The 18,704-nt window shown below is 65.5% G+C and carries 19 protein-coding genes; 5 read left to right on the top strand and 14 right to left on the bottom strand.

Annotation, left to right across the window (positions count from 1 at the left end):
• From sctT to PHO31112_RS22695, 3 genes are read left to right on the top strand one after another with little or no spacing between them, the layout of a single operon-like run.
• The gene (gene sctT / locus PHO31112_RS22685; RefSeq protein ID WP_150623336.1) at positions 1-843 is read left to right on the top strand and encodes a type III secretion system export apparatus subunit SctT; all 843 of its coding nucleotides are present in this window, start codon (positions 1-3) and stop codon (positions 841-843) included.
• 7 nt (positions 844-850) lie between these two features.
• Positions 851-2,011, top strand: a complete 1,161-nt coding sequence (locus tag PHO31112_RS22690) for an EscU/YscU/HrcU family type III secretion system export apparatus switch protein (protein ID WP_150623338.1) — start codon at positions 851-853, stop codon at positions 2,009-2,011.
• Entirely contained in the window at positions 2,008-3,072 is a 1,065-nt protein-coding gene (locus PHO31112_RS22695; RefSeq protein WP_246178474.1) for a lytic transglycosylase domain-containing protein, read from the top strand. Before PHO31112_RS22690 ends, PHO31112_RS22695 begins: the two co-directional genes overlap by 4 nt.
• Positions 3,073-3,104: 32 nt before the next feature.
• Here the strand turns inward: PHO31112_RS22695 and PHO31112_RS22700 are convergent, their stop codons facing one another.
• Complete coding sequence (locus PHO31112_RS22700; RefSeq protein WP_150623340.1) at positions 3,105-3,713, bottom strand: glutathione S-transferase family protein; 609 nt, start codon at positions 3,711-3,713, stop codon at positions 3,105-3,107.
• Positions 3,714-3,897: 184 nt separating this feature from the next.
• On the opposite strand from PHO31112_RS22700, the gene purB reads away from it, so the two are divergent.
• Entirely contained in the window at positions 3,898-5,271 is a 1,374-nt protein-coding gene (gene purB / locus PHO31112_RS22705) for an adenylosuccinate lyase (RefSeq protein WP_150623342.1), read from the top strand.
• 67 nt (positions 5,272-5,338) lie between these two features.
• Here purB and PHO31112_RS27245 read toward each other — a convergent pair whose 3' ends face one another.
• Positions 5,339-5,491, bottom strand: coding sequence for a hypothetical protein (locus PHO31112_RS27245; RefSeq protein WP_174995842.1), 153 nt, complete (start codon positions 5,489-5,491; stop codon positions 5,339-5,341).
• Between the two features lie 58 nt (positions 5,492-5,549).
• Here PHO31112_RS27245 and PHO31112_RS22710 point away from each other — a divergent pair, with 58 nt between their 5' ends.
• The gene (locus PHO31112_RS22710) at positions 5,550-5,999 is read left to right on the top strand and encodes a c-type cytochrome (RefSeq protein WP_150623344.1); all 450 of its coding nucleotides are present in this window, start codon (positions 5,550-5,552) and stop codon (positions 5,997-5,999) included.
• Between the two features lie 143 nt (positions 6,000-6,142).
• Here PHO31112_RS22710 and PHO31112_RS22715 read toward each other — a convergent pair whose 3' ends face one another.
• The 12 genes from PHO31112_RS22715 to PHO31112_RS22770 all read right to left on the bottom strand — a co-directional run bounded on the left by PHO31112_RS22715 (position 6,143) and on the right by PHO31112_RS22770 (position 18,647).
• Positions 6,143-6,871: a methyltransferase family protein gene (locus PHO31112_RS22715; RefSeq protein WP_246178475.1), complete on the bottom strand. Its 729-nt coding sequence runs from the start codon at positions 6,869-6,871 to the stop codon at positions 6,143-6,145.
• 19 nt (positions 6,872-6,890) lie between these two features.
• Complete coding sequence (locus PHO31112_RS22720; RefSeq protein WP_150623346.1) at positions 6,891-7,868, bottom strand: type II secretion system F family protein; 978 nt, start codon at positions 7,866-7,868, stop codon at positions 6,891-6,893.
• 48 nt (positions 7,869-7,916) lie between these two features.
• Positions 7,917-8,897 carry a type II secretion system F family protein gene (locus tag PHO31112_RS22725; RefSeq protein WP_150623348.1) on the bottom strand — a complete coding sequence of 327 codons (981 nt, stop codon included), beginning with the start codon at positions 8,895-8,897 and terminating at the stop codon, positions 7,917-7,919.
• A 63-nt stretch (positions 8,898-8,960) separates the two neighbouring features.
• Positions 8,961-10,331 carry a TadA family conjugal transfer-associated ATPase gene (locus PHO31112_RS22730; RefSeq protein ID WP_150623350.1) on the bottom strand — a complete coding sequence of 457 codons (1,371 nt, stop codon included), beginning with the start codon at positions 10,329-10,331 and terminating at the stop codon, positions 8,961-8,963.
• Positions 10,332-10,435: 104 nt separating this feature from the next.
• Positions 10,436-11,656, bottom strand: coding sequence for a CpaE/TadZ family protein (locus PHO31112_RS22735; protein WP_150623352.1), 1,221 nt, complete (start codon positions 11,654-11,656; stop codon positions 10,436-10,438).
• 45 nt (positions 11,657-11,701) lie between these two features.
• Complete coding sequence (locus tag PHO31112_RS22740) at positions 11,702-12,151, bottom strand: TadE/TadG family type IV pilus assembly protein (protein WP_150623354.1); 450 nt, start codon at positions 12,149-12,151, stop codon at positions 11,702-11,704.
• Complete coding sequence (locus PHO31112_RS22745; protein ID WP_150623356.1) at positions 12,148-12,702, bottom strand: TadE/TadG family type IV pilus assembly protein; 555 nt, start codon at positions 12,700-12,702, stop codon at positions 12,148-12,150. The genes PHO31112_RS22740 and PHO31112_RS22745 overlap by 4 nt, the downstream gene beginning before the upstream one ends.
• 14 nt (positions 12,703-12,716) lie before the next feature.
• The gene (locus PHO31112_RS22750; RefSeq protein WP_150623358.1) at positions 12,717-13,973 is read right to left on the bottom strand and encodes a pilus assembly protein TadG-related protein; all 1,257 of its coding nucleotides are present in this window, start codon (positions 13,971-13,973) and stop codon (positions 12,717-12,719) included.
• A 37-nt stretch (positions 13,974-14,010) separates the two neighbouring features.
• Positions 14,011-14,346 (bottom strand): hypothetical protein, encoded by a 336-nt coding sequence (locus PHO31112_RS22755; RefSeq protein ID WP_150623360.1) that lies wholly within the window; start codon positions 14,344-14,346, stop codon positions 14,011-14,013.
• A 24-nt stretch (positions 14,347-14,370) separates the two neighbouring features.
• Positions 14,371-16,152: a type II and III secretion system protein family protein gene (locus PHO31112_RS22760; RefSeq protein ID WP_150623362.1), complete on the bottom strand. Its 1,782-nt coding sequence runs from the start codon at positions 16,150-16,152 to the stop codon at positions 14,371-14,373.
• A gap of 124 nt (positions 16,153-16,276) precedes the next feature.
• Positions 16,277-17,116, bottom strand: coding sequence for a Flp pilus assembly protein CpaB (gene cpaB, locus PHO31112_RS22765; protein WP_150623363.1), 840 nt, complete (start codon positions 17,114-17,116; stop codon positions 16,277-16,279).
• A gap of 10 nt (positions 17,117-17,126) precedes the next feature.
• Positions 17,127-18,647, bottom strand: coding sequence for an ATP-binding protein (locus tag PHO31112_RS22770; protein ID WP_150623365.1), 1,521 nt, complete (start codon positions 18,645-18,647; stop codon positions 17,127-17,129).
• Positions 18,648-18,704 lie beyond the last annotated feature (57 nt).

Here is an 18,704-nt window from a genome sequence, read left to right on the forward strand (position 1 = left end):
ATGGCGACTTCCCTCGTGCCGGGCATGGGCCCCGCCGTCGACACGTTGCTCTCGCCGTTGTGGGTCGACCTCTATGGCTGGCTGGTTGCGTGGGGCGTGGCCATGCTGCGCCCGTTGGGCATTGCGATGCTGCTGCCGGTGCTCTCCGTCGGCATGCTCGGGGCCGGCATGTTACGCAATGCGCTGGTGCTCGCCCTCGCATTGCCGGTCGTGTCGCTGGTGCACGCCACGCCGGAAATGCCCGCGCACTGGGGCGCATGGAGCATGCTGATTCTGCGCGAACTGTGTATCGGCGGGCTGCTGGGGTTCGCCGCTGCACTGCCGTTCTGGGCCGTCGATATGACGGGGTATGTGATCGACACGATGCGCGGCGCCTCCATGGCGAGCGTGCTCAATCCGCTGATGGGAGCGCAGTCGTCTGTCTTCGGTATCGCCCTCACGCAGATGCTCTGCGTGCTGTTCTTCGTTACCCCGGCGGCGCATGCGTTGCTCACCGCGCTGTACGCTTCTTACGTCGCGTTGCCGGTGGGGCAGCCATGGCAATGGCACGACGGCAGCGTGGCGTGGCTGCTCGCGCTCTGGCAGGCGATGCAGGTCATGTGCGTGGCCGTCGCGTTGCCCGCGATGGTCGTGATGGTGCTGGTCGACATGTCGATGGGTTTCGTCAACCGCGCGGCACAACAGCTCAACGTGTTCTTCCTCGCCATGCCTGTGAAAAGCGCGATGGCGCTGCTGGTGACCGTGGCAAGCCTGCCGTTTGCCGTCGCCGTTCCCCTCGCGGGCTGGTATCGCTTACCCGATGTGTTCCGCGCCTGGACCGCGCTGACGCTGCCCGCATCGTGAGGTCTGCATGAGCGAGAAGAGTCAGCCGCCTACCCCGAAGAAGATCAAGGACGAACGCGCGAAAGGGCGTGTCGCGAAAAGCGCCGACCTTGCCGTGTGCATGCAGCTCGGCGTGGTGCTCGCATGGCTGACGTTCGAAGGCCCCGCGCTTTACCACGCGATGGAGGGGCTCGTGTCGCGCATGCTGCTCGTGCTGAACGATCCGGTAGACGACGCTGTGCGCGGCATGCTGGGGCCATCGCTGCTGCTCCTGGTGCGTTTCGGCGGCGGGCTCGCGCTGTTGTTGATCGTGACGACGTGGCTTGCGATGGTGTTGCAAGTGGGCGCGCTCGTTGCCCCGGACGTCATTCGTCCCAAGTACGAACGCATCGACCCGATCGCCAAGGCCAAACAGTTGTTCTCGATGCAATCGCTCTTCGAGTTCGGCAAGTCGCTTGTCAAGGTCGGGGTGCTGGGGATGGTCTTCTTTTACCTCATCCGGCAATACACGCCCTCGCTCGCGGCGCTGCCGCAATGCGGCCCCGCCTGCGGCATTGCCCTGACGGCGAAGCTGCTGTTCTGGCTGATGGCCGTGCTTGTCGTCGCCTACGTGGTGTTCGGAGGACTCGACTTCGCGTATCAGAAGTATCAGTTGCACAAGCAGTTGAGGATGTCTCACGACGAGATCAAGCGCGAGTCGAAGGAGGTCGAAGGCAACCGGGATCTCAAGAACAAGCGACGCGACATTCACCGGGAGACGATTGAAAGCGGCAGTCTGTCGAACAACGTGAAGCGCTCGACCGCCGTTGTGCGCAACCCGACGCACATCGCCATCTGCCTGCGCTACGTGCCCGGCGAGACGCCGGTGCCGCTCGTGATCGAGAAGGGCCGCAACGCGCGCGCCCGGACGATTGTCCGGCTCGCCGAGCGCGAAGGTGTACCGGTGGTCGAGCATGTGCCTGTTGCGCGCCGTCTGATGAACGATGTCGAGATCGATGCACCGATTCCCGCCGATCTGTTCGACGCCGTCGCGGCCATTCTGCGCCTCGCCCTCGATTTGCCCTACGAGGTGCAAGCGGCGCGGGACGAGCAGGAAGGGCAGGACGCCGGTGTGAAGTCGATGGAAGACCCTCGCGAAGGGGATGGTGGCGACCCATCGGGCCGTGCCGGCGATGGGAGGCGGGCATGAGCGTTTCTCCTGGCCAGATTTCGCGCCGGCGCTCACCCGGTCGCAAGGCGTTACGACGTGTCTTGATCGTGTTGAGCATGCTGGGTTTGTCGATGCCCGCATTCGCGCTCAACCGGGCATTGCTGCCGCTTCACCCGCGCGTGGCCGATGCTCAGCTTCTGGTGCCCGAGCCACGCGCCGCAGCGAGCCCAGCCCGGCCGCCGGCAGGCGCCGGTGTTGCTCCCGATGTCCGGCTCGCCAGTGAGCCGGAAGCGCCCGGCACGATGCGCGAATCCGCCCCGGCGGCGCCCGCTTCGACTACGGCCTCAGCGTCAGCCTTTGTGCCGGCTCAGGCATCGGCGCGCGCCTCGGCCTTGCCGCCCGCGCAAACCCCCATGCCGGCGACGCAAACGTTACCGTTCGATTCTCTGGTGCGACGCGCGGCCGAGGTGGCGTCGGTCGACGCAGCGCTGCTGCACGCGATTATCGACGTCGAGTCGGGATACGATCCGCAGGCGTTATCCGGGCGTGGCGCGATCGGGTTGATGCAGGTGCTGCCGGGTACGGGAGAGCGCTTCGGCGTTCGACGTCTCGAAGATCCCGCAGAGAACGTGCGCGCCGGGGCGGCCTACATCCGCTGGTTGCTCTCGCGTTTCGACGGCGACCTGTCGCTAGTGTTGGCCGCCTACAACGCGGGAGAAGGCGCTGTGCTGCGTTATGGGCGTCAGATCCCACCGTTTCCCGAGACGCAGAACTACGTTCGCAAGGTGATGGCGGGATACTCGCGTCTGCGCGCCACGAATGCGCCGCAAACAGCCGCCACGCAGCGCGACCCCGTGCCTCCGCGCAGATCGACGCCTCGCCCGGCCGTCCGGGAGATCGCGACCATCGCTGCGGAAGCCGCGCCTCACCCGAAGGCCGTCCGTGCGGAACCGCCGGCCCGGACAGCCGGGACCGACGAGGTCACGGCGGATCGGGCCTGGCACCTGCTGCGAGGCTTGGGAACGTTGCTGACGCGCAGCCCGTCGGTCGAGGCCGCGGGCGGGCACGGACGCGACCGGCCGGCCGTGCTCATGCCGTGAGCCGCGGCCCGGCGGGCGGGCAGCGTAGCTTGTTATGCGGGAACGGTATCGGAGACCGAGGCGCGGGCGGACATGCGCTCGAAGTGTTTGGCGAGGTTCGGATGCGCGTCGCGCCAGAGGATCTCGGGTTGGCGGAAGTCGAGATAGCCGAGGGCGCAGGTGACGGCCACGTCGGCCAGCGTGAGGCGGTTGCTCGCGCACCACTGGCGTTCGTTGAGCCCTTGCTCCATGGCCCGCAAGCCTTCTTCGATCTTGCTGAGCTGCCGCGCGATGAGTGCCAGCGAGCGCGAGGCTTCGTCGTGGAACATCGTCTCGACGCGGATCTGCACGGCGGCGTCCGTCAGGCCGTCGGCGAGCGCCTCCCAGCAGCGCACTTCGGTGCGCTCGCGTCCGGAAGGGGGAATGAGCTTGCCGACTGGCGAAAGCGTGTCGATGTATTCGCAGATCACTCGCGAATCGAACACGGCTTCGCCGTCTTCCATGACCAGACACGGCACTTTCCCGAGCGGGTTGGACTGCTGGATACGGGTGTCGTCGGCCCACACATTCTCCAGCTCGAGCTTGTAATCGAGCTTCTTCTCAGCCAGCACAATGCGGACTTTGCGAACGTAGGGACTGGCGAGGGCACCGATCAACTTCATGTGGATCCTTGAAAAATCGCTGTAGCGCGGGGGAGAGTATAACGTGCGGTCGAGGCCAGCCGGGGCTGGTCGGGGCCGGTCGTGGGCGACGCCGGGAGGATCGGCGCCGGGAATGGTAAAATACTGGCCTTTCCGAGTTGGCGCCTCGCCGGCTCCCCGGTTTTCCTTTTCGGTGCCCAGTGCCATGTCCGACGAATTCTCCCCATTGACCGCGCTTTCCCCGCTCGACGGCCGTTATGCCAGCAAGACCGACGCCCTGCGTCCGTGGCTGTCCGAAGCGGCGTTCATGCGTCATCGCGTGACGGTCGAAATCCATTGGCTGATCGCCCTGTCCAAGGCCGGTTTCGCTGAGATCGCCCCGTTCTCGGCCGGTGCGGAGACGTTCCTGCTGAATCTGGTCACGAACTTCTCGAACGCCGATGCGCAGCGCATCAAGGACATCGAGAAAGTCACCAATCACGACGTGAAAGCGGTCGAGTACTGGCTCAAGGAGAAGGTGCAGGGGCAGGCAGAACTTGAAAAGGCCAGCGAATTCATCCATTTCGCCTGCACGTCGGAAGACATCAACAACACTTCGCACGGCCTGATGATCAAGGGCGCACGCGATACGGTAATCGTGCCCGCGCTCGAATCGCTGGTCACGAAGCTCGGCGAACTGGCACGCGAACATGCGTCGCAGCCGATGCTCTCGCGCACGCATGGTCAGCCGGCATCGCCGACCACGCTCGGCAAGGAGCTGGCCAACGTGGCCGTGCGTCTGGCGCGTGCGCTGGAGCGCGTTCGCCGCGTCGAGCTGCTCGCCAAGATGAACGGTGCGGTCGGTAACTACAACGCCCACCTTTCGGCTTACCCGGAATATGACTGGGAGGCGTTCTCGAAGGCAGTCATCGAGCAACGTCTGGGCCTGACGTTCAACCCGTACACGATCCAGATCGAACCGCACGACTACATGGCCGAGCTGTTCGACGCCGTGGCCCGTGCCAACACCATCCTGCTCGATCTGAACCGCGACATCTGGGGTTACATCTCCGTTGGCTATTTCAAGCAGAAGACGAAGGCCGGCGAGATCGGTTCGTCGACCATGCCGCACAAGGTGAACCCGATCGACTTCGAGAATTCGGAAGGTAACCTCGGGCTGGCCAACGCGGTGCTGCGCCATCTGGCCGACAAACTGCCGGTCTCGCGCTGGCAGCGCGACCTGACGGACTCGACCGTGCTGCGTAACATCGGCGTGGCGTTCGGTTACAGCCTGCTCGCCTATGACTCGTGCCTGCGCGGTCTGGGCAAGCTCGAAGTCAACCCGCAGCGTCTGGACGAAGACCTCGACAACACATGGGAAGTGCTGGCCGAGCCGGTGCAGACCGTGATGCGCCGTTTCGGTATTCCCAACCCGTACGAGCAACTCAAGGAACTCACGCGCGGCAAGGGCATTACGCGTGAAGCGCTGCAAGCCTTCATCGAGAAGCTGGATATTCCGGCAGACGCGAAGGCCCGCCTGCTGGAAATGACGCCGGCGAACTACATCGGTATCGCCGAGTCGCTCGCGAAGCGCGTCTAAGTCCTCTGCGCTTGACCGAAACGGGCCGCAAATGCGGCCCGTTTTGCATGGTGCGTTGCGCACCCGCTCATTCGATACCGTAACGAAAGCGCCACGCCGAGCCCATGTTGTGCATGCGCTGCCACACGAGTTGGTAGATCCGCGCGAGAATGCCCGAACCGAAAAACGACACGGGAAAGCGGCTATCCGGCGGCAAGAACTCGGGGGGAGGGGAAGTCATACAAGGTGCCGGGTTGCTGTGTATCATAGCCGGATAACCCATAAGGAGAACCCCGCAGATGAAGTTCACTTTTGCAGTTGCAGCACTCGTCGCCGCCGTTGTGCCGGCCCTCGCCCAAGCCCAGTTCGCCAAGCCCGACGACGCCGTGGAGTATCGCCAATCGTCTCTCTTCCTGCTCGGCAATCACTTCGGCCGCATCGGTGCCGTTGTCAAGGGCGACGTGCCGTTCAACAAGGACGACGTGGCAAAGAACGCCGAACTCGTCGCCAGCCTGTCGAAGCTGCCGTGGCCGGCGTTCGAAGGCGGCCAGACCACCGCGAAGAGCAAGGCGAAGCCGGAAGTCTTCTCCGACAAGGTGAAGTTCCAGCAAGCCGCCGAGAAGATGGAGACGGCCGTCGCAAAGCTCAACACCGTGGCCAAGGGCGGTGACCTCGCGTCGATCAAGACGGCATTCGGCGAAGCTGCGCAGACCTGCAAGAGCTGCCACGACGGCTTCCGCGCGAAGTAAGCGTCGTCCGCTTTCCGATAAAAAAGCCGGTCGTGTTCAGCGACCGGCTTTTTTTTGACCCGTCCTGAAATGGGCCGGCACTTTTTCGACGCATCGTCCCGTCCGGGGATAAGGAACGGGAGTGTTATCCGAAAGGCGACTGGTCAGAACAGCCCGGGCACGACTCGGTAGCGGACCTTTGAGCGGTACTCGCCATAAGCCGGATCGGAGGCCAGGAAGCGTTCCTCCTGGAGAATGCGCGTGACCTGCAGCGTGAAGAGTCCCCCGTACACCATGACGTTCCACGCGCCGAAGTTGGTCAGCAGGAACCCCATGTCCGCAATCACGTACCCAAGATAGATCGGGTGGCGAACCCATCGATAGGCACCACTGGAAACGATGCCGCGATTGGCCGGAACGATGCCGAACGAGCGTCTTAACGATGCCTTGGCGTACAACTGCCACAGTATCCCCGCGCCGCACAGGAACGCACCGGAGTTCTCCGGAATCAATCGTATGCCGGGATCGAGCCGCACGGCCAGGAAGTAGAACGTGCCGCACACTGATACGATGACCGGCACCAGCCGCCAATCGCGCTTGGACGGTACGCGTGTGAAGAGTGCCAGTCCAACCGTGAGCGACGATGTGGCGACCAGAAGCAGCAAAGTGATGCGCTCCGGCGCCGCGCTCCATTGCAGCCACGCGACGAAAGCAAACGCACCCAACACGAGGCTGCCCGCCAGGCGCACGGAGACTTCCACGGCCATCTCGCGCAGACAGCGGCGATTCGGCAACGAGGGGACCGCCAGGGGCGGAACCATCGGCGCGACGACATAAGTGTTGGGGCGCCAGCCTTCGATCGACGATATGTCAAACTTTTTTTCGCTATGCATGATCACGGTCCTTCCGAGGCTAGAGCGAGCCCGACAGCGTTGGCAGCAGTACGCGGTAAATCTGGATAAATGCCGGTCCGAGTAGCACCAGCAACAGCGTCGGGAAGATGAAGAACACCAGCGGAAACAACAGCTTGAGCGCGATCTTGGCCGCGCGCTCCTCGGCCCGCAAGCGCCGCTTGGTCCGCAGCATCTCGGACAGCACCCGCAACGACGCGCCAACGCTGGTGCCAAAACGCTCCGCTTGGATCAACATCGAGACAAAGGTGTCGATGTCCTCGACGCCGGTGCGCAGGCTCAGGTTGCGCAGCGCCTGCTCCTTGGAGAAGCCTGAACGAAACTCCAGCAGAAGCAGCTCGAACTCGTCGGACAATACCGGGCTGCGTACGTGGATATCGCCAGCCACACGCATGAGCGCGGCATCGAGGCTCAGCCCCGCTTCGACACACACGGTCATGAGGTCGAGCGCGTCGGGAAAGTCCTCGAAGATCACGCCCTGGCGCCACGCGATGCGGCGCGACAGGACCATGTTCGGCAGGTAGTAGCCGACGGCGCCGAGCAGCACCAGCAGCCCCATCAGCAAGTCGCGATGCGTGGCCGCGTAATGCGGACTCGCGACCTCGAAGCCGATGAACGGCAGGGCCAGCGCCAATAATGTCTTGGCCGAGAAGTACAGCGCCGGGGCGGAGGCGTCGCGCCAGCCGGCGTTCACGAACCGGGTGCGCAGCGTCGATGACTCGCTGCCCTCTTTGGGCAGGGACATTTTCGAAATGGGCTTCGACCACTTCGCGAGACGTTCGACCCAGGGGCTGTCACCCGAATCGACGGGTGCGCTCGACGAACCGTGGCTCCCGCTTCCCGCAAGGCCCTCGATGCTCTCGACGCGCCCGCGCGTGCGCCCCGGCGCGAGCAGCAGCGCGAGTGCGAACACGACACCGAACGTCATCAGGAATACCCCCGCCAGCAATGCGATATGTCCTTCGTTCCAAGGCAACATGGCACACTCCCCGAATGATCTATCTGGTTCAATCGCCCGCGTGCGGGCTCACACGTGGATGCGCACGATCCGGCGCATCCAGAGCATCCCAAGTGCCATCAATCCCAGCGCCGTCACGCTGATCTTGATGCCGGCCGGGTCCTTCCACAGCACCTCGAGGAAGGTCGGGTTGACGATCATCAGCAGCCCCGCCGCACCAAACGGCAGGACTTCGAGGATGATCGCCGAGAGCCGGCCCTCGGCCGAAAGCACTCTCACCTTCTGGAGCAGCTTGAGCCGTTCGCGCGTGAGCTCGGCGATATTCGTCATGATTTCGGCGAGATTGCCGCCGCTCTCGCGCTGGATCATCACGGCGGTGATGAAAAAGCGCAGGTCGTCGATCGGCACACGCGTGGCGAGGTTGCGCAAGGCATCGTTGATGCCCACACCGTAGTTGATCTCGTCGAACATGATGCGGAACTCGCCGCCGATGGGATCGGCCATTTCGTTGCCGATCATTTCGATGGCGGCGGGGAAAGCATGGCCGGCACGCAAGGCGCGCGCGATGGTGTCGGCCGTCTCCGGCAACTGCCGCTCGAGTCGTTCGAGCCGCTTGCCGCGCCGGCGACCGACGTATAGCGCAGGCAAGCTTGCGCCGATGAGTCCCACCGGCACGGCCAGGCGCCAGGTCAGCGGCAGCAGCAGGACGACCATGGCGAACCCCAGGCCGTGCAACAGCATCCCCATGAGCAGACGTGCCACGGACCACGACAGGCCCGATTGCTGGATGAACAGGTCGAGCGCGTGCACGCGCGGCATGCGCAGGAGCAGGCGCTCTACGCCCGGCGAACTGCTGAGCAGGCGCGACTTGAGGATCGAGATGTGCTCGCGGTTGACGTTGCCGCCCGCCGACAGGGCACGAATGCGTGCCTTGACGCGCTTGGCCGCAGCGCTGTGCTGGCTGCTCCACCAGTAGTAGATGCCCTCGACGGCAAGCACCACCGCCAGGAACAACAGCACGGCGAAGATGTAGAAAGGCGTATTACCCATGGCTATTTCCCCTGAATACTCCCGTAACTGCCGGAATCCGCTGCGCTCGCCGTGCCTGCGTCGTCACACCTCGTAGCGGCGCGACGGATCGTAGATGGCATCGGGCAAGGCCATACCGTAGGTCTGCAGCCGTTCGGCAAACTTGGGGCGCACGCCGCTCGCGCAGAAGTAGCCGCGCACCGTCCCGTCGCGCTCCACGCCGGTGCGCTTGAAGGTGAAGAGCTCCTGCATCGTGATGACCTCGCCCTCCATGCCGGTGATCTCCTGCAGGCTCGTCAGGCGCCGCCGCCCATCGGTCAAGCGCGCGGTCTGCACGATCACGGTGATCGCTGAGGCAATCTGTTGGCGCATCGCGCGCGCCGGCAGCGGTATGCCCGACATGCTCACCATGTTCTCGAGCCGCGTGAGCGCATCGCGCGGGGAGTTGGCGTGCACCGTGGCGAGCGACCCCTCGTGGCCGGTGTTCATGGCGTTGAGCATGTCGAGCGCCTCGGCGCCGCGCACTTCGCCAAGGATGATGCGGTCCGGGCGCATACGCAGGGCGTTGCGTACGAGGGTGCGTTGGGTGATCTCGCCCTTGCCTTCGATGTTGGGCGGGCGCGTCTCGAGCCGCAGCACGTGGTGCTGGTCGAGCTGCAGTTCGGCGGCGTCCTCGATGGTGACGACGCGCTCGGCATCCGGAATCGAGGCCGACAGGATGTTGAGCAGTGTGGTCTTGCCGCTGCCGGTGCCGCCCGAAACAAGGATGTTGACCTTGGCCGCGACGAGCGCAGTCAGTACCTGTGCCATCGGCTCGGTCAGGGTATCCAGGCGCAGGATATCGGCCATCTGCAGCGGCGTGGCGCCGAAGCGGCGGATCGACAGGAGCGGGCCGTCGATCGCCGAGGGCGGGATGATGGCGTTCACGCGCGAGCCGTCGGGCAGACGCGCGTCGACCATGGGGCTCGATTCGTCGATGCGGCGGCCTACGCGCGAGACGATCTTCTCGATGATCTTCATCAGATGCGCGTCGTCGTAGAAAGTGATGTCGGTCGCCTCGAGGCGGCCGAAGCGCTCGACGAAGGTGCGCCGATGGGTGTTGACGAGGATATCGGAGACGGTCGCATCGCGCAGTAGCGGTTCGAGCGGCCCCAGGCCGAACATCTCGTCGTAGATGTCACTGCCCAACTGGCGCCGTTCGGCTTCGTTGACGAGCACGTTCTGCTCACCCACGACACGGTCGATGAGCAGCGCGAGTTCGGTCTTGACCTGGAGTTCGGTCAGGCGCGCCAGTTTCTCGAGCTCGACGCGCTCGAGCACCATCTCGTGCATGCGGCGCTTGAGTTCGGCGTAGTGCGGGCCGACGCCCGGACTCAGGTTGCTCGCCCGCGCCGTCGTCCGCTCAGGTGCGGCGACGGCGGGCGACAGCGGCAGGGATTGTGTAGTGGCTAGCATTAGGGGCTCCCGGGTAAGGCTGGATTCGATGAGTTAATCGGGTGGTTCGATCTGTCTATCAATCAGTTGGGCTGTTTGTTGACCTGTCGGTCCGTCAATGCGACTCAAACCAACGTCGGCGGCGTCGTACGTTCAGTCGTGCTGGTCTTGCTCCACAACCGCCCGAACAGCGATTCGCCGCCGGGCGGGGCCGCGCGCGGCGTGCCAGCGCGCGCGGCCTGGCGCACGACGAGCGCTGCAAGCGCTCGGGCGATCGCGCTGCGCCTGGCCACCCGCGCGACGGGCACGCCCTGGCTCATGGCGGCCGCCACGGCGGCGCCGTCTTCAGGCAGAACAGCCACCGCTGGCATGCCAAGCGCGCGCTCGAGTTCCTTGTGCGTCACGCTGTCGTGCCGGTTCGATCGGTTGACGAGGTAGCCGACCTTGTCCATCGGTACGCCGAGCCGGCGCAGCAGGTCGAACAGGCGGCAGGCGGCGCGCAGGAACGGCATGCTCGCGCGCAGCACCACGTACACGCGCTCACTGCGTTGCAAAGCCCAGGTCACGCCCACGTTGACGGTGCGGCCCGCGTCGAACACGACGAGGTCGTAGCGCTGCGTAGCGGCAGCAAGAATGCGCTTGAGGCTCGCCTCGGTCACGTCGAGGCTGCTCACGGGGTCGCCCGCGCCGGCCAGGGCGTCGAAGCCGTCTTCGACACGGGTGACGCAGCTCTCAAGGAACGAGGCATCGATGCGCTCGGCTTGCGCGCAGACTTGGGGCAGCGTGGCCGGCGGTGTCTTGTCGGTGACGAGGAACGCTGCGTCGCCGAAATCGGGATCGAGGTCGACGAGCAGTACGCGCTCGCCGGTGTGTGCGGCGTGCTCGCGCGCGAAGTTGGCGGCGAGAAAACTCGTGCCGGCCCCGCCCTTGCATGACATGAACGCGATTGACGGCAGCGGGCGGGGGGCATCCTGCCCGTGCTGCGACTGCACGCGGGCGAGCGCATCGTCAAGGCCGTGCTGCTCGAGCGGCCAGGGCAGCACGTCGCGCGCGCCGGCGCGCATCGCGGCAATGAGCAGTGCCGGCGTGGCCTCGTGCATCACCAGGATGCATACGAGCTTCGGCCATTGCTGGCACATGACCTGTACATCGTACAGTTCGTCGTGCTGGGTGCCTGGCAGGTCGACCACGGCAGCGTCGAATTCGTCCAGCCGAGCGTCGGCGTTGAGCAGTTGCGCGGGTGCCGCGTCCAGCGTCGCGACATCGTATTCGGGATGATCGCGCACGAGCCTGGCCAGCAATGCGAGGCGCTCGGGTGCATGTGAGGCAAGCAGGACTTTCAACATGATGGCCTCTGGGGTCGTTGTCGATTGGGGGGGGGATATGGCCGTTCAACTGCAAACGTTGTTGCCCGTCGCGCTGGAGAGGCTCTCGCGCGGCAGCGTCGTGGCAAACGCAGGCAGCGGCAGGCTCAGGGGCACGAAGGGAACGAAGGTCTTGAAGGTCAGTCCCGTGTAGCTCACGGTCACCAGCGTGCAGGACGTGGCGTCGCAGCCGGCCGGCACGTAGCTGATCTGGATGTTCGCGTCGGCGAGCTGCGGCATGAGGTTCGTCATGCGGTTCTTGACCGCCGCGGCGTTCACGTCGCACACGACTGCCACGCGTGCACCGAGGCGTGCCGCCTCGACGGCCGTATTCCAGTAGAACAGAATGCGCGCGAACTCCATGATGCCGATCAGCAGCGTGATGAACAGCGCCGCCACCAGCGCGAACTCGACCACGGCCGCACCGCGCTGGCGATGGCGCCCGGCACCGGTGCAAAGGAAATTGGCGGGTTTCATAGCACTTGCCTCATGACGGTCGCGATGTTGCCGAACACCAGGCCGGTGACGTCCAGGATCGCCTGGATCGGCGTGTACTCGTAGTTGACGATCTTCACCGCGATGAGGTTGATTGCGCCGACCGAACTGCCGGAGGCCCCGTTGTTGTCGGTGGCGTCGTAGACCGTGTAGTTGCCATACACGAGGTCCTGGCAGTTGGCGTCCGTCGGGTTGCTGCGGTCGCAGATCACGACGTTGGCGGTACTCAGGTTCGGCGCCAGCACTGTGCCCGAACAGTCCGTGGTGCCATACACCGTCAGGCACTTGGCAGCACCGATCGGATAGGTCGGATCCGACGGCGAATACTCCGACAGGTAGCGCGCGGCATTGCGCGAGGCCTTGGTTAGCGTGTCGTATTCGTAGAGCGCATGCCCCATCTCGACCATGCCGCCGAACAGGATCAGGAGCACCGGCAGCAGCAGTCCGAACTCGACTGCCACGGCGCCGGTCTGGTGGCGAAGGGGGCGGCGTGAGGTGCGGGAGGGGCGGCGCGCTTGCGCGGGATGGGTCATGATGGCCTCCGGTCCTATTGCACGAGCACCGGCACGAGCGGCCCGACCGAGGTCGACGGCCCCGGCGTACCCTGCGTCGCGCAGGGACTGTCCGGGTCGCTGGCCAGGCCACGGTACTCGAGATGGACCGCGTTGATGTCGCCGCCCTGTTGCATCGGGTCGAGCATCAGCACGCAGGCCCATTTGGTGACAGGCGCCCCGGTGGACGATGCGAGCTTGCTGCAGTCGATCATCGGCGCGATCGGCAAGCGGCGGTCGGCGCCGCTCCTGTAGACAGAGCCGGCCGCAGCAGTACCGCTGAGCTTCACGCCGGGGATGTTCTGATACGGCGTGTAGCTCTTGCGCTGGTTGACGAAATCGCTGTAGGCGTTGGCGCCCGCCGCCCAGGTCGAACCCGTGTACGCATAGCCTGTGAAATCGGTCACCGAGGTGCCGTCGCCGGGTGGCGTGCCTTTCTTGTAGATTCCGAAGCGCGTGTTGTAAGCATCGTCGAGCGACGACTTGTTGCCGGGCGTGCCGATGTTGGTGCCGATGGCAGGCAGATTGCACTGGCCGCTGCCGGTCAATTGCCCGGCCAGGTCTGGCGTGCCACTGCTGCCGGTGCCGTTCAGGTTGGCCCAGCCGAAGTCGCCCTGATTGTAGGTCCCGGTGCGGCTGTCGCCCTTGCCCTGCAGCCACTGCCCCTGGAGGTAACTGGCCGCCGGCGAGAACTTCGACGGGTCGCAGATGAACACGGGAATGGCGCAGGAGGTCTGCGCGGAGGTGGTGCTCGCCACCGCCCGCGCCGAGACCGAACTCGGGCCGATGTTGATGCCAGGCAAGACGTTGAGCACGCTGATGAGCCATGGCACGATGCCGCTTATCGAGGTCGTGCACTGTACGTACTTGATCGTATTGATGTTGCCGGTCACGTTGTCCTTGGTCAGGAACGGGCCGCTCGACGAGGGGCTGTAGGCGACACTGCTGTTGACGTTCATGCTGACGTTGGTCGACTGGAACAGGGCGCGGTTGGCATAGCCTGTGGCGATGCCGGCGGCCTCGGAGACCGCCAGCGCCGTGGCGCCCGTGAGGTCACGCGCGGCGGACAGCGCACAGGCGTCGGCACTGTTCTGCAGTTCGCTGCGTGCGACGTAGAGCTTGCCCAGGTCGAGCGCCAGACCGGCGAAGCCGATCAGCACCGCCAGCACAAGCGCTACCACGATGGTGATCGCGCCGTCTTCGCGCCGTGGTCTGGCGGCGCGCGAGCGTTGGGGATTCACAGAGTTACGCATTGCGGTTTGCCTCGTTCGATCGGAGCCTGTCAATGCACTACTGATTCATGCCCGGGCCGCCGCTCGGGGCAAGTGGCGCACCGCCCTGACTGACACCGATCACGTACGGGTTGGAATTCGGCACGGGCGAGCGCATCGACTTGTCGTAGCTGTTCAGCGCCGAGACGGCCGCGCGGCCGTCGGTGCTCATGGGCCCGGTGTCGTCCGGCGGGCCGGGATGAATGATCTGCGCCTTCATGACCTTGTGCATGGCCTCGCCCATGTGGGCGTCCCAGATTGGCGACGAACTCATGCAGGCCACCAGCGGCAGGCAGGCCGCGCACAGCGACGCCAGGGCACCGGCGCGGGACAAGATAGCGGTAAGCGTTTTCATGGCAGTTCCCCCGAAACACGAGAGTCAATGGAGATAGGGCGAGCCCGCATCGGCGAACACGGGCAAGGACGGCGCTTGGGTGTGCGCTTCAGTACGCACCGCGCGGAGCGCTGCCGGTGCTGGCGCCGTCGCAGCAGGTGTACTTGCTGCGGCACCGGTCGACGACGTTGGCGCGTTGGCCGGGTTGGGCGTGCTCGACGGCGCCGACGATGAGGGGCGCGCCGGTTGCGGGCCGGGTGCTGCGGCGGGCTGCGGCGCAGGTGCGTTGGGGGCTGACGGCGCAGACTTCTGGCCGCGGCCTTCCATGTTGCCCGTGGCGTAGATGTCGATGGCGCTGGGCGTTGTGAAGCTGTCGGTCGGCATCGGCAGCTCCGAGGCGGCCGTCTGCAGCGGCTTGACAAGGTGCGGGGTGATGATGAACACAAGCTCCGTCAGGTCGTTCTGGAACGACGTACTGCGCATGAGTGTGCCGAGCACCGGCACTTCGCCCAGGCCCGGGAACGCCTTGAGCGCGCCGGAGATGTTGTTCTTGACTAGGCCGCCGATGGCAAAAGTCTCGCCGTCTCGCATCTGCACCGTGGTCGAGGCGCGCCGCGTGGTGATCAGCGGCAGGATGTTCACGCCGTTGATGTTGGTCGCCGTGAGCGTGACACCGGTGGGCGAGAGTTCCGAGACCTCGGGCGCGACGCGCAGATTGATGCGTCCGCCGTCGAGCACGGTTGGCAGGAACTTGAGCGCAACGCCGAACTCCTCCTGCTGCAGCGTGATGACTGTGGTCGAGCCATTGGATTGCGGCACCGGGATGAAGATCTTGCCGCCCGACAGGAAGCTCGCTTCCTGCCCCGAGAGCGTGACGAGGTTCGGCTCGGCGAGGATTTTCACGAGGTTGTCTGTCTTCTGCGCGTCGAGCGCGAACTGCAGCGGCAGCCGGTTCGCCTTGGACGCCGTCAGCGCCGTGGCCGCGCCCGAGAGCAGGTTGCTGACCAGGGCGCCGGTCCATGTGCCGAAGCCGCCCTGCAGGTTCAGGGCCGAGCCGAGCTGGTTGATGAGTGTCTTGGACACTTCGGCGACCTTGACCTCGAGCATGACCTGCTGCGGGGTGTCGACCGACATCATGTTGAGCACCGTGCCGTCGGCATTGCCGCGCTTGGCGTACGCTTTGGCGATCTCCACGGCCTGCTGCGCGGCTATCGCGCTCGATACCCGCCCGGCCAGAACGAGGTTGGCGCCCGCACTCGTCACGCGAATACTGCGCTCCTCGGGCATGAGTTGCGCAAGAGAGGCCTGCACGCCGCCGGCGTCGCCGTTGACCACTACGTTCACGATCTCGCAAGCGCCGCTGCGGCCCTGCACGATCATATTGGTGGTGCCCACCGACAGGCCGAGCAGGTACATGGCGCGTGGCGAGACCATGGCGGCCTGCGCCACTGACGGATCGCCCAGGGTGCGGTTGCGCACGGGCTCTTCAAGCTGCAGCACGGTGGACTTGCCGATCGGCACGACGACCGTGCGCTCGTTGCGCAACTCGCCCGTGCAGTTCGGTCCGCGCACACTGCCCGGCGCGGACGCCGCAGCGGCGTTGGCTGGCGGCGCGGATGGCGTCATGCTGATGGTCATCTGCATCGGTGCGCTGCCCCTCGCGGCCGCAGCGCCCGGCTTGCCCGGCGCGCCATTGGCGACAGCACCGTATTCGACGGCGGTCTGCGCCCCGGCCGGCGCCGTCGCTGCCAGCATGCCGCAGGCGGCCACGGCCAGCGCGGCCAGCGTGAAGGCGTGAGTTCTACTCGATTGACGTGTCCTATTCATGGCATTTCCCCGGCTGATCCTGTTCGTTCCGGCCGCGAGGCCTGGCTGCTGCGCAACCCCCTCGCGGCGTCTCATCGACGACTTGCTGTCGTGTCCTTGTTGTCGTTCGCTTCGTGCGATGTGCTTAGAAGCACTCGACGCCGCCGTGCGCGCCGGTCAACACGCCAACGCAATCCCCCTGGCGTGCCGCCACATGCGGCGCGGGCTTGCGCACCACAACGCTCTTGACGGCCGGCTTGACAGGTACCGGTACTGGGGCCGCCGGCGCGTTGAGCAGCGTGTTCTTGGTGGCGCCGAGCGTGGCGAACTGTGCGCCGTCGACCTGGTTGCGCAGCACGAGCGAGAGCGTGCCCACACTGCGTGCGAGGTCTAGTTTCTCGGCCTGCTCGGGCGTGACCTCGAGCGTCACCGCGTTGACGACTTTCGGCTGAGTGTCGTCCCGACTGACCTGTTGAGCCACGGCGAGCACGAGGATCTTCTCGAGCACGATCTTCGAGATGCTCTGCTCCGCGCTCTTCTTCTCGGCATCTGTTGTATTGACGATCACGTCGACGTAGTTGCCCGGCAAGGCAAAGCCCGCCACGCCGACGACGTCGTTCACGCGTACCGTGATCGCGCGCTTGCCTTCGCCGATGACGGCCGACAGCCCACCTTTGGTGCCTTGCGGCGCGAGCTTCGACTCGAGGATTGGCTCGCCGCGCTGCAGCCCCACGCGCGCCACGCGGCCCTGGAGGAGCTGCGCGTCGGCAAACGCGCCGGGAGGAATGCTGTCGGCAGGCCAGTTGACCACCTTCACGAATTCGGTGGTCAGCGGCTGGCCCAGGTTGACGTCGTTGGCGGCCACGACCACGGTAGTCACCGAGGCCGAGGACTGGCGCGAGAGCCATTGCGCGGCAAAGACCACCGACGCCAGTCCGGCCAACACGGCCACCAGCAGCATCGAGATTGCCTTCGGGTTTTTCATGATGTGCTCCTCAGTGACGATCGAATGGTTTGGCGTGGGCCGCGTCTTCGGTGCCCGGGCGCAGGGCCGGTTCCGGCGGAGTGCCGGCGTGCGCGGGGCGGTGAGTCATGTCGAAATAGCGCCGCCACGCCTCGTCGAGCCGGTCGGCCGTGACAACCTTCGGATAATCCTTGTAGCGGCATTCGGCATCGACCAGCGCCAGCAGGTCGCGCGGATAGCAAGCCATGAGCGGCGTGGTCGACAGGCCGTGCAGCGTGGACGCCAGGTGGGCGAAGGCATCCACTTCGGCCGACATCCCGAAGCGATGGCATTCCGCATCGAAGATGCGGCGGTATGCGGCAACGTCCACCGGGCCGACGAAGAGCTTGCAGCCCAGGCGGCGCAGGAACGCTTCGTCGCAGGCCTCCCAGGGGTTGAGATTCGACGAGAACACGGTCCAGACGTCGAACGGCACGGTAAAGCGCCGCCCGGTATGCAGCGTGTAGACGTCGACGTTGCGATCGAGCGGCATGATCCAGCGGTTGGCCAGCGCCTGCGGCGACGCCAACTGGCGGCCGAAGTCGTCGATGATGTAGATGCCGCCGTTGGCCTTCAGGTGCGGCGGCGCCTGATAGAAACCGGCGGCCGCGTCGAACGACACTTCGAGCATGTCGAGCGTGAGTTCGCCGCCGGAGACCACGACTGGGCGCTTGCACCACTGCCAGCGGCGGTCGCGCACGCTGGGGGTCCCCGCCGCATCGACCCTGGCGCGCGCACGCGTGGTGTCAAGGACGTTTTGATGAGCGCCTTGACGAGTGACCGGGCGTCCGTTCATGCCGACGCACACGGCGGCCAGCGACTCGCCCTCGAGCGCCTCGTGGATCAGCGGGTCGAACACCTGGATGATCTCGCTGTCGACGCAGACCGCGAACGGCACTGGCACGAGGCCTTCGAGCAGCAGTCCGAGGCGCTCGGCCAGATAGGTCTTGCCGCTGCCTGCCGGGCCGAACAGCATGAGCGGACGCCCGGCGTTGAGCGACGAGGCGACCTCGTCGAGCAGGCGGGTGTCGAGTGTGGTGTCGCGAAAAATGTCCTTCACGAAAGCGTGGTTGACATGCTGGTGCTGCACGGACACCGCGTGCACGGCCTGTACGTAATCTTCCAGCGTGACCGGGGCGGGCCCCGCGTAGCTGCAGCGCGCCATAGACTCTCGCGCACGGGCCGTGCCGGCGTCGGTCAGGCGCAGAGACACGTCGGCGTCGAGCGCGCCGCGACGCGTGATTTCCATCAGGCGCTCGCGCACCGCGAACGCTACGACCTCGTCGAGCACGCTGAGCGGCAGTCTGAGCACCCCCATCAGGTCGAGCATGCAGATCGAGCCGCGCTGCAGGCTCGCCTTGCCGACCAGGTCGACGAGCAGCGCCAGCGGGATCCCGGTGTCGGCGACCGAGCGAATCGACTGCACGCCGGCGCCGTCACCCACGTGGCTGGCGCCGTGGTTCCACGGCGTAGTGGCCGCCACGCTTGCCGAGTCCGTTTGCCTACTTGTCATGGTCAGTTCCCCGTGTGAGCGCAATGGTGTGAATGAATATGAGAACGAGCGTCCGAA

The organism is Pandoraea horticolens (assembly GCF_902459555.1).
Classification (GTDB): domain Bacteria; phylum Pseudomonadota; class Gammaproteobacteria; order Burkholderiales; family Burkholderiaceae; genus Pandoraea; species Pandoraea horticolens.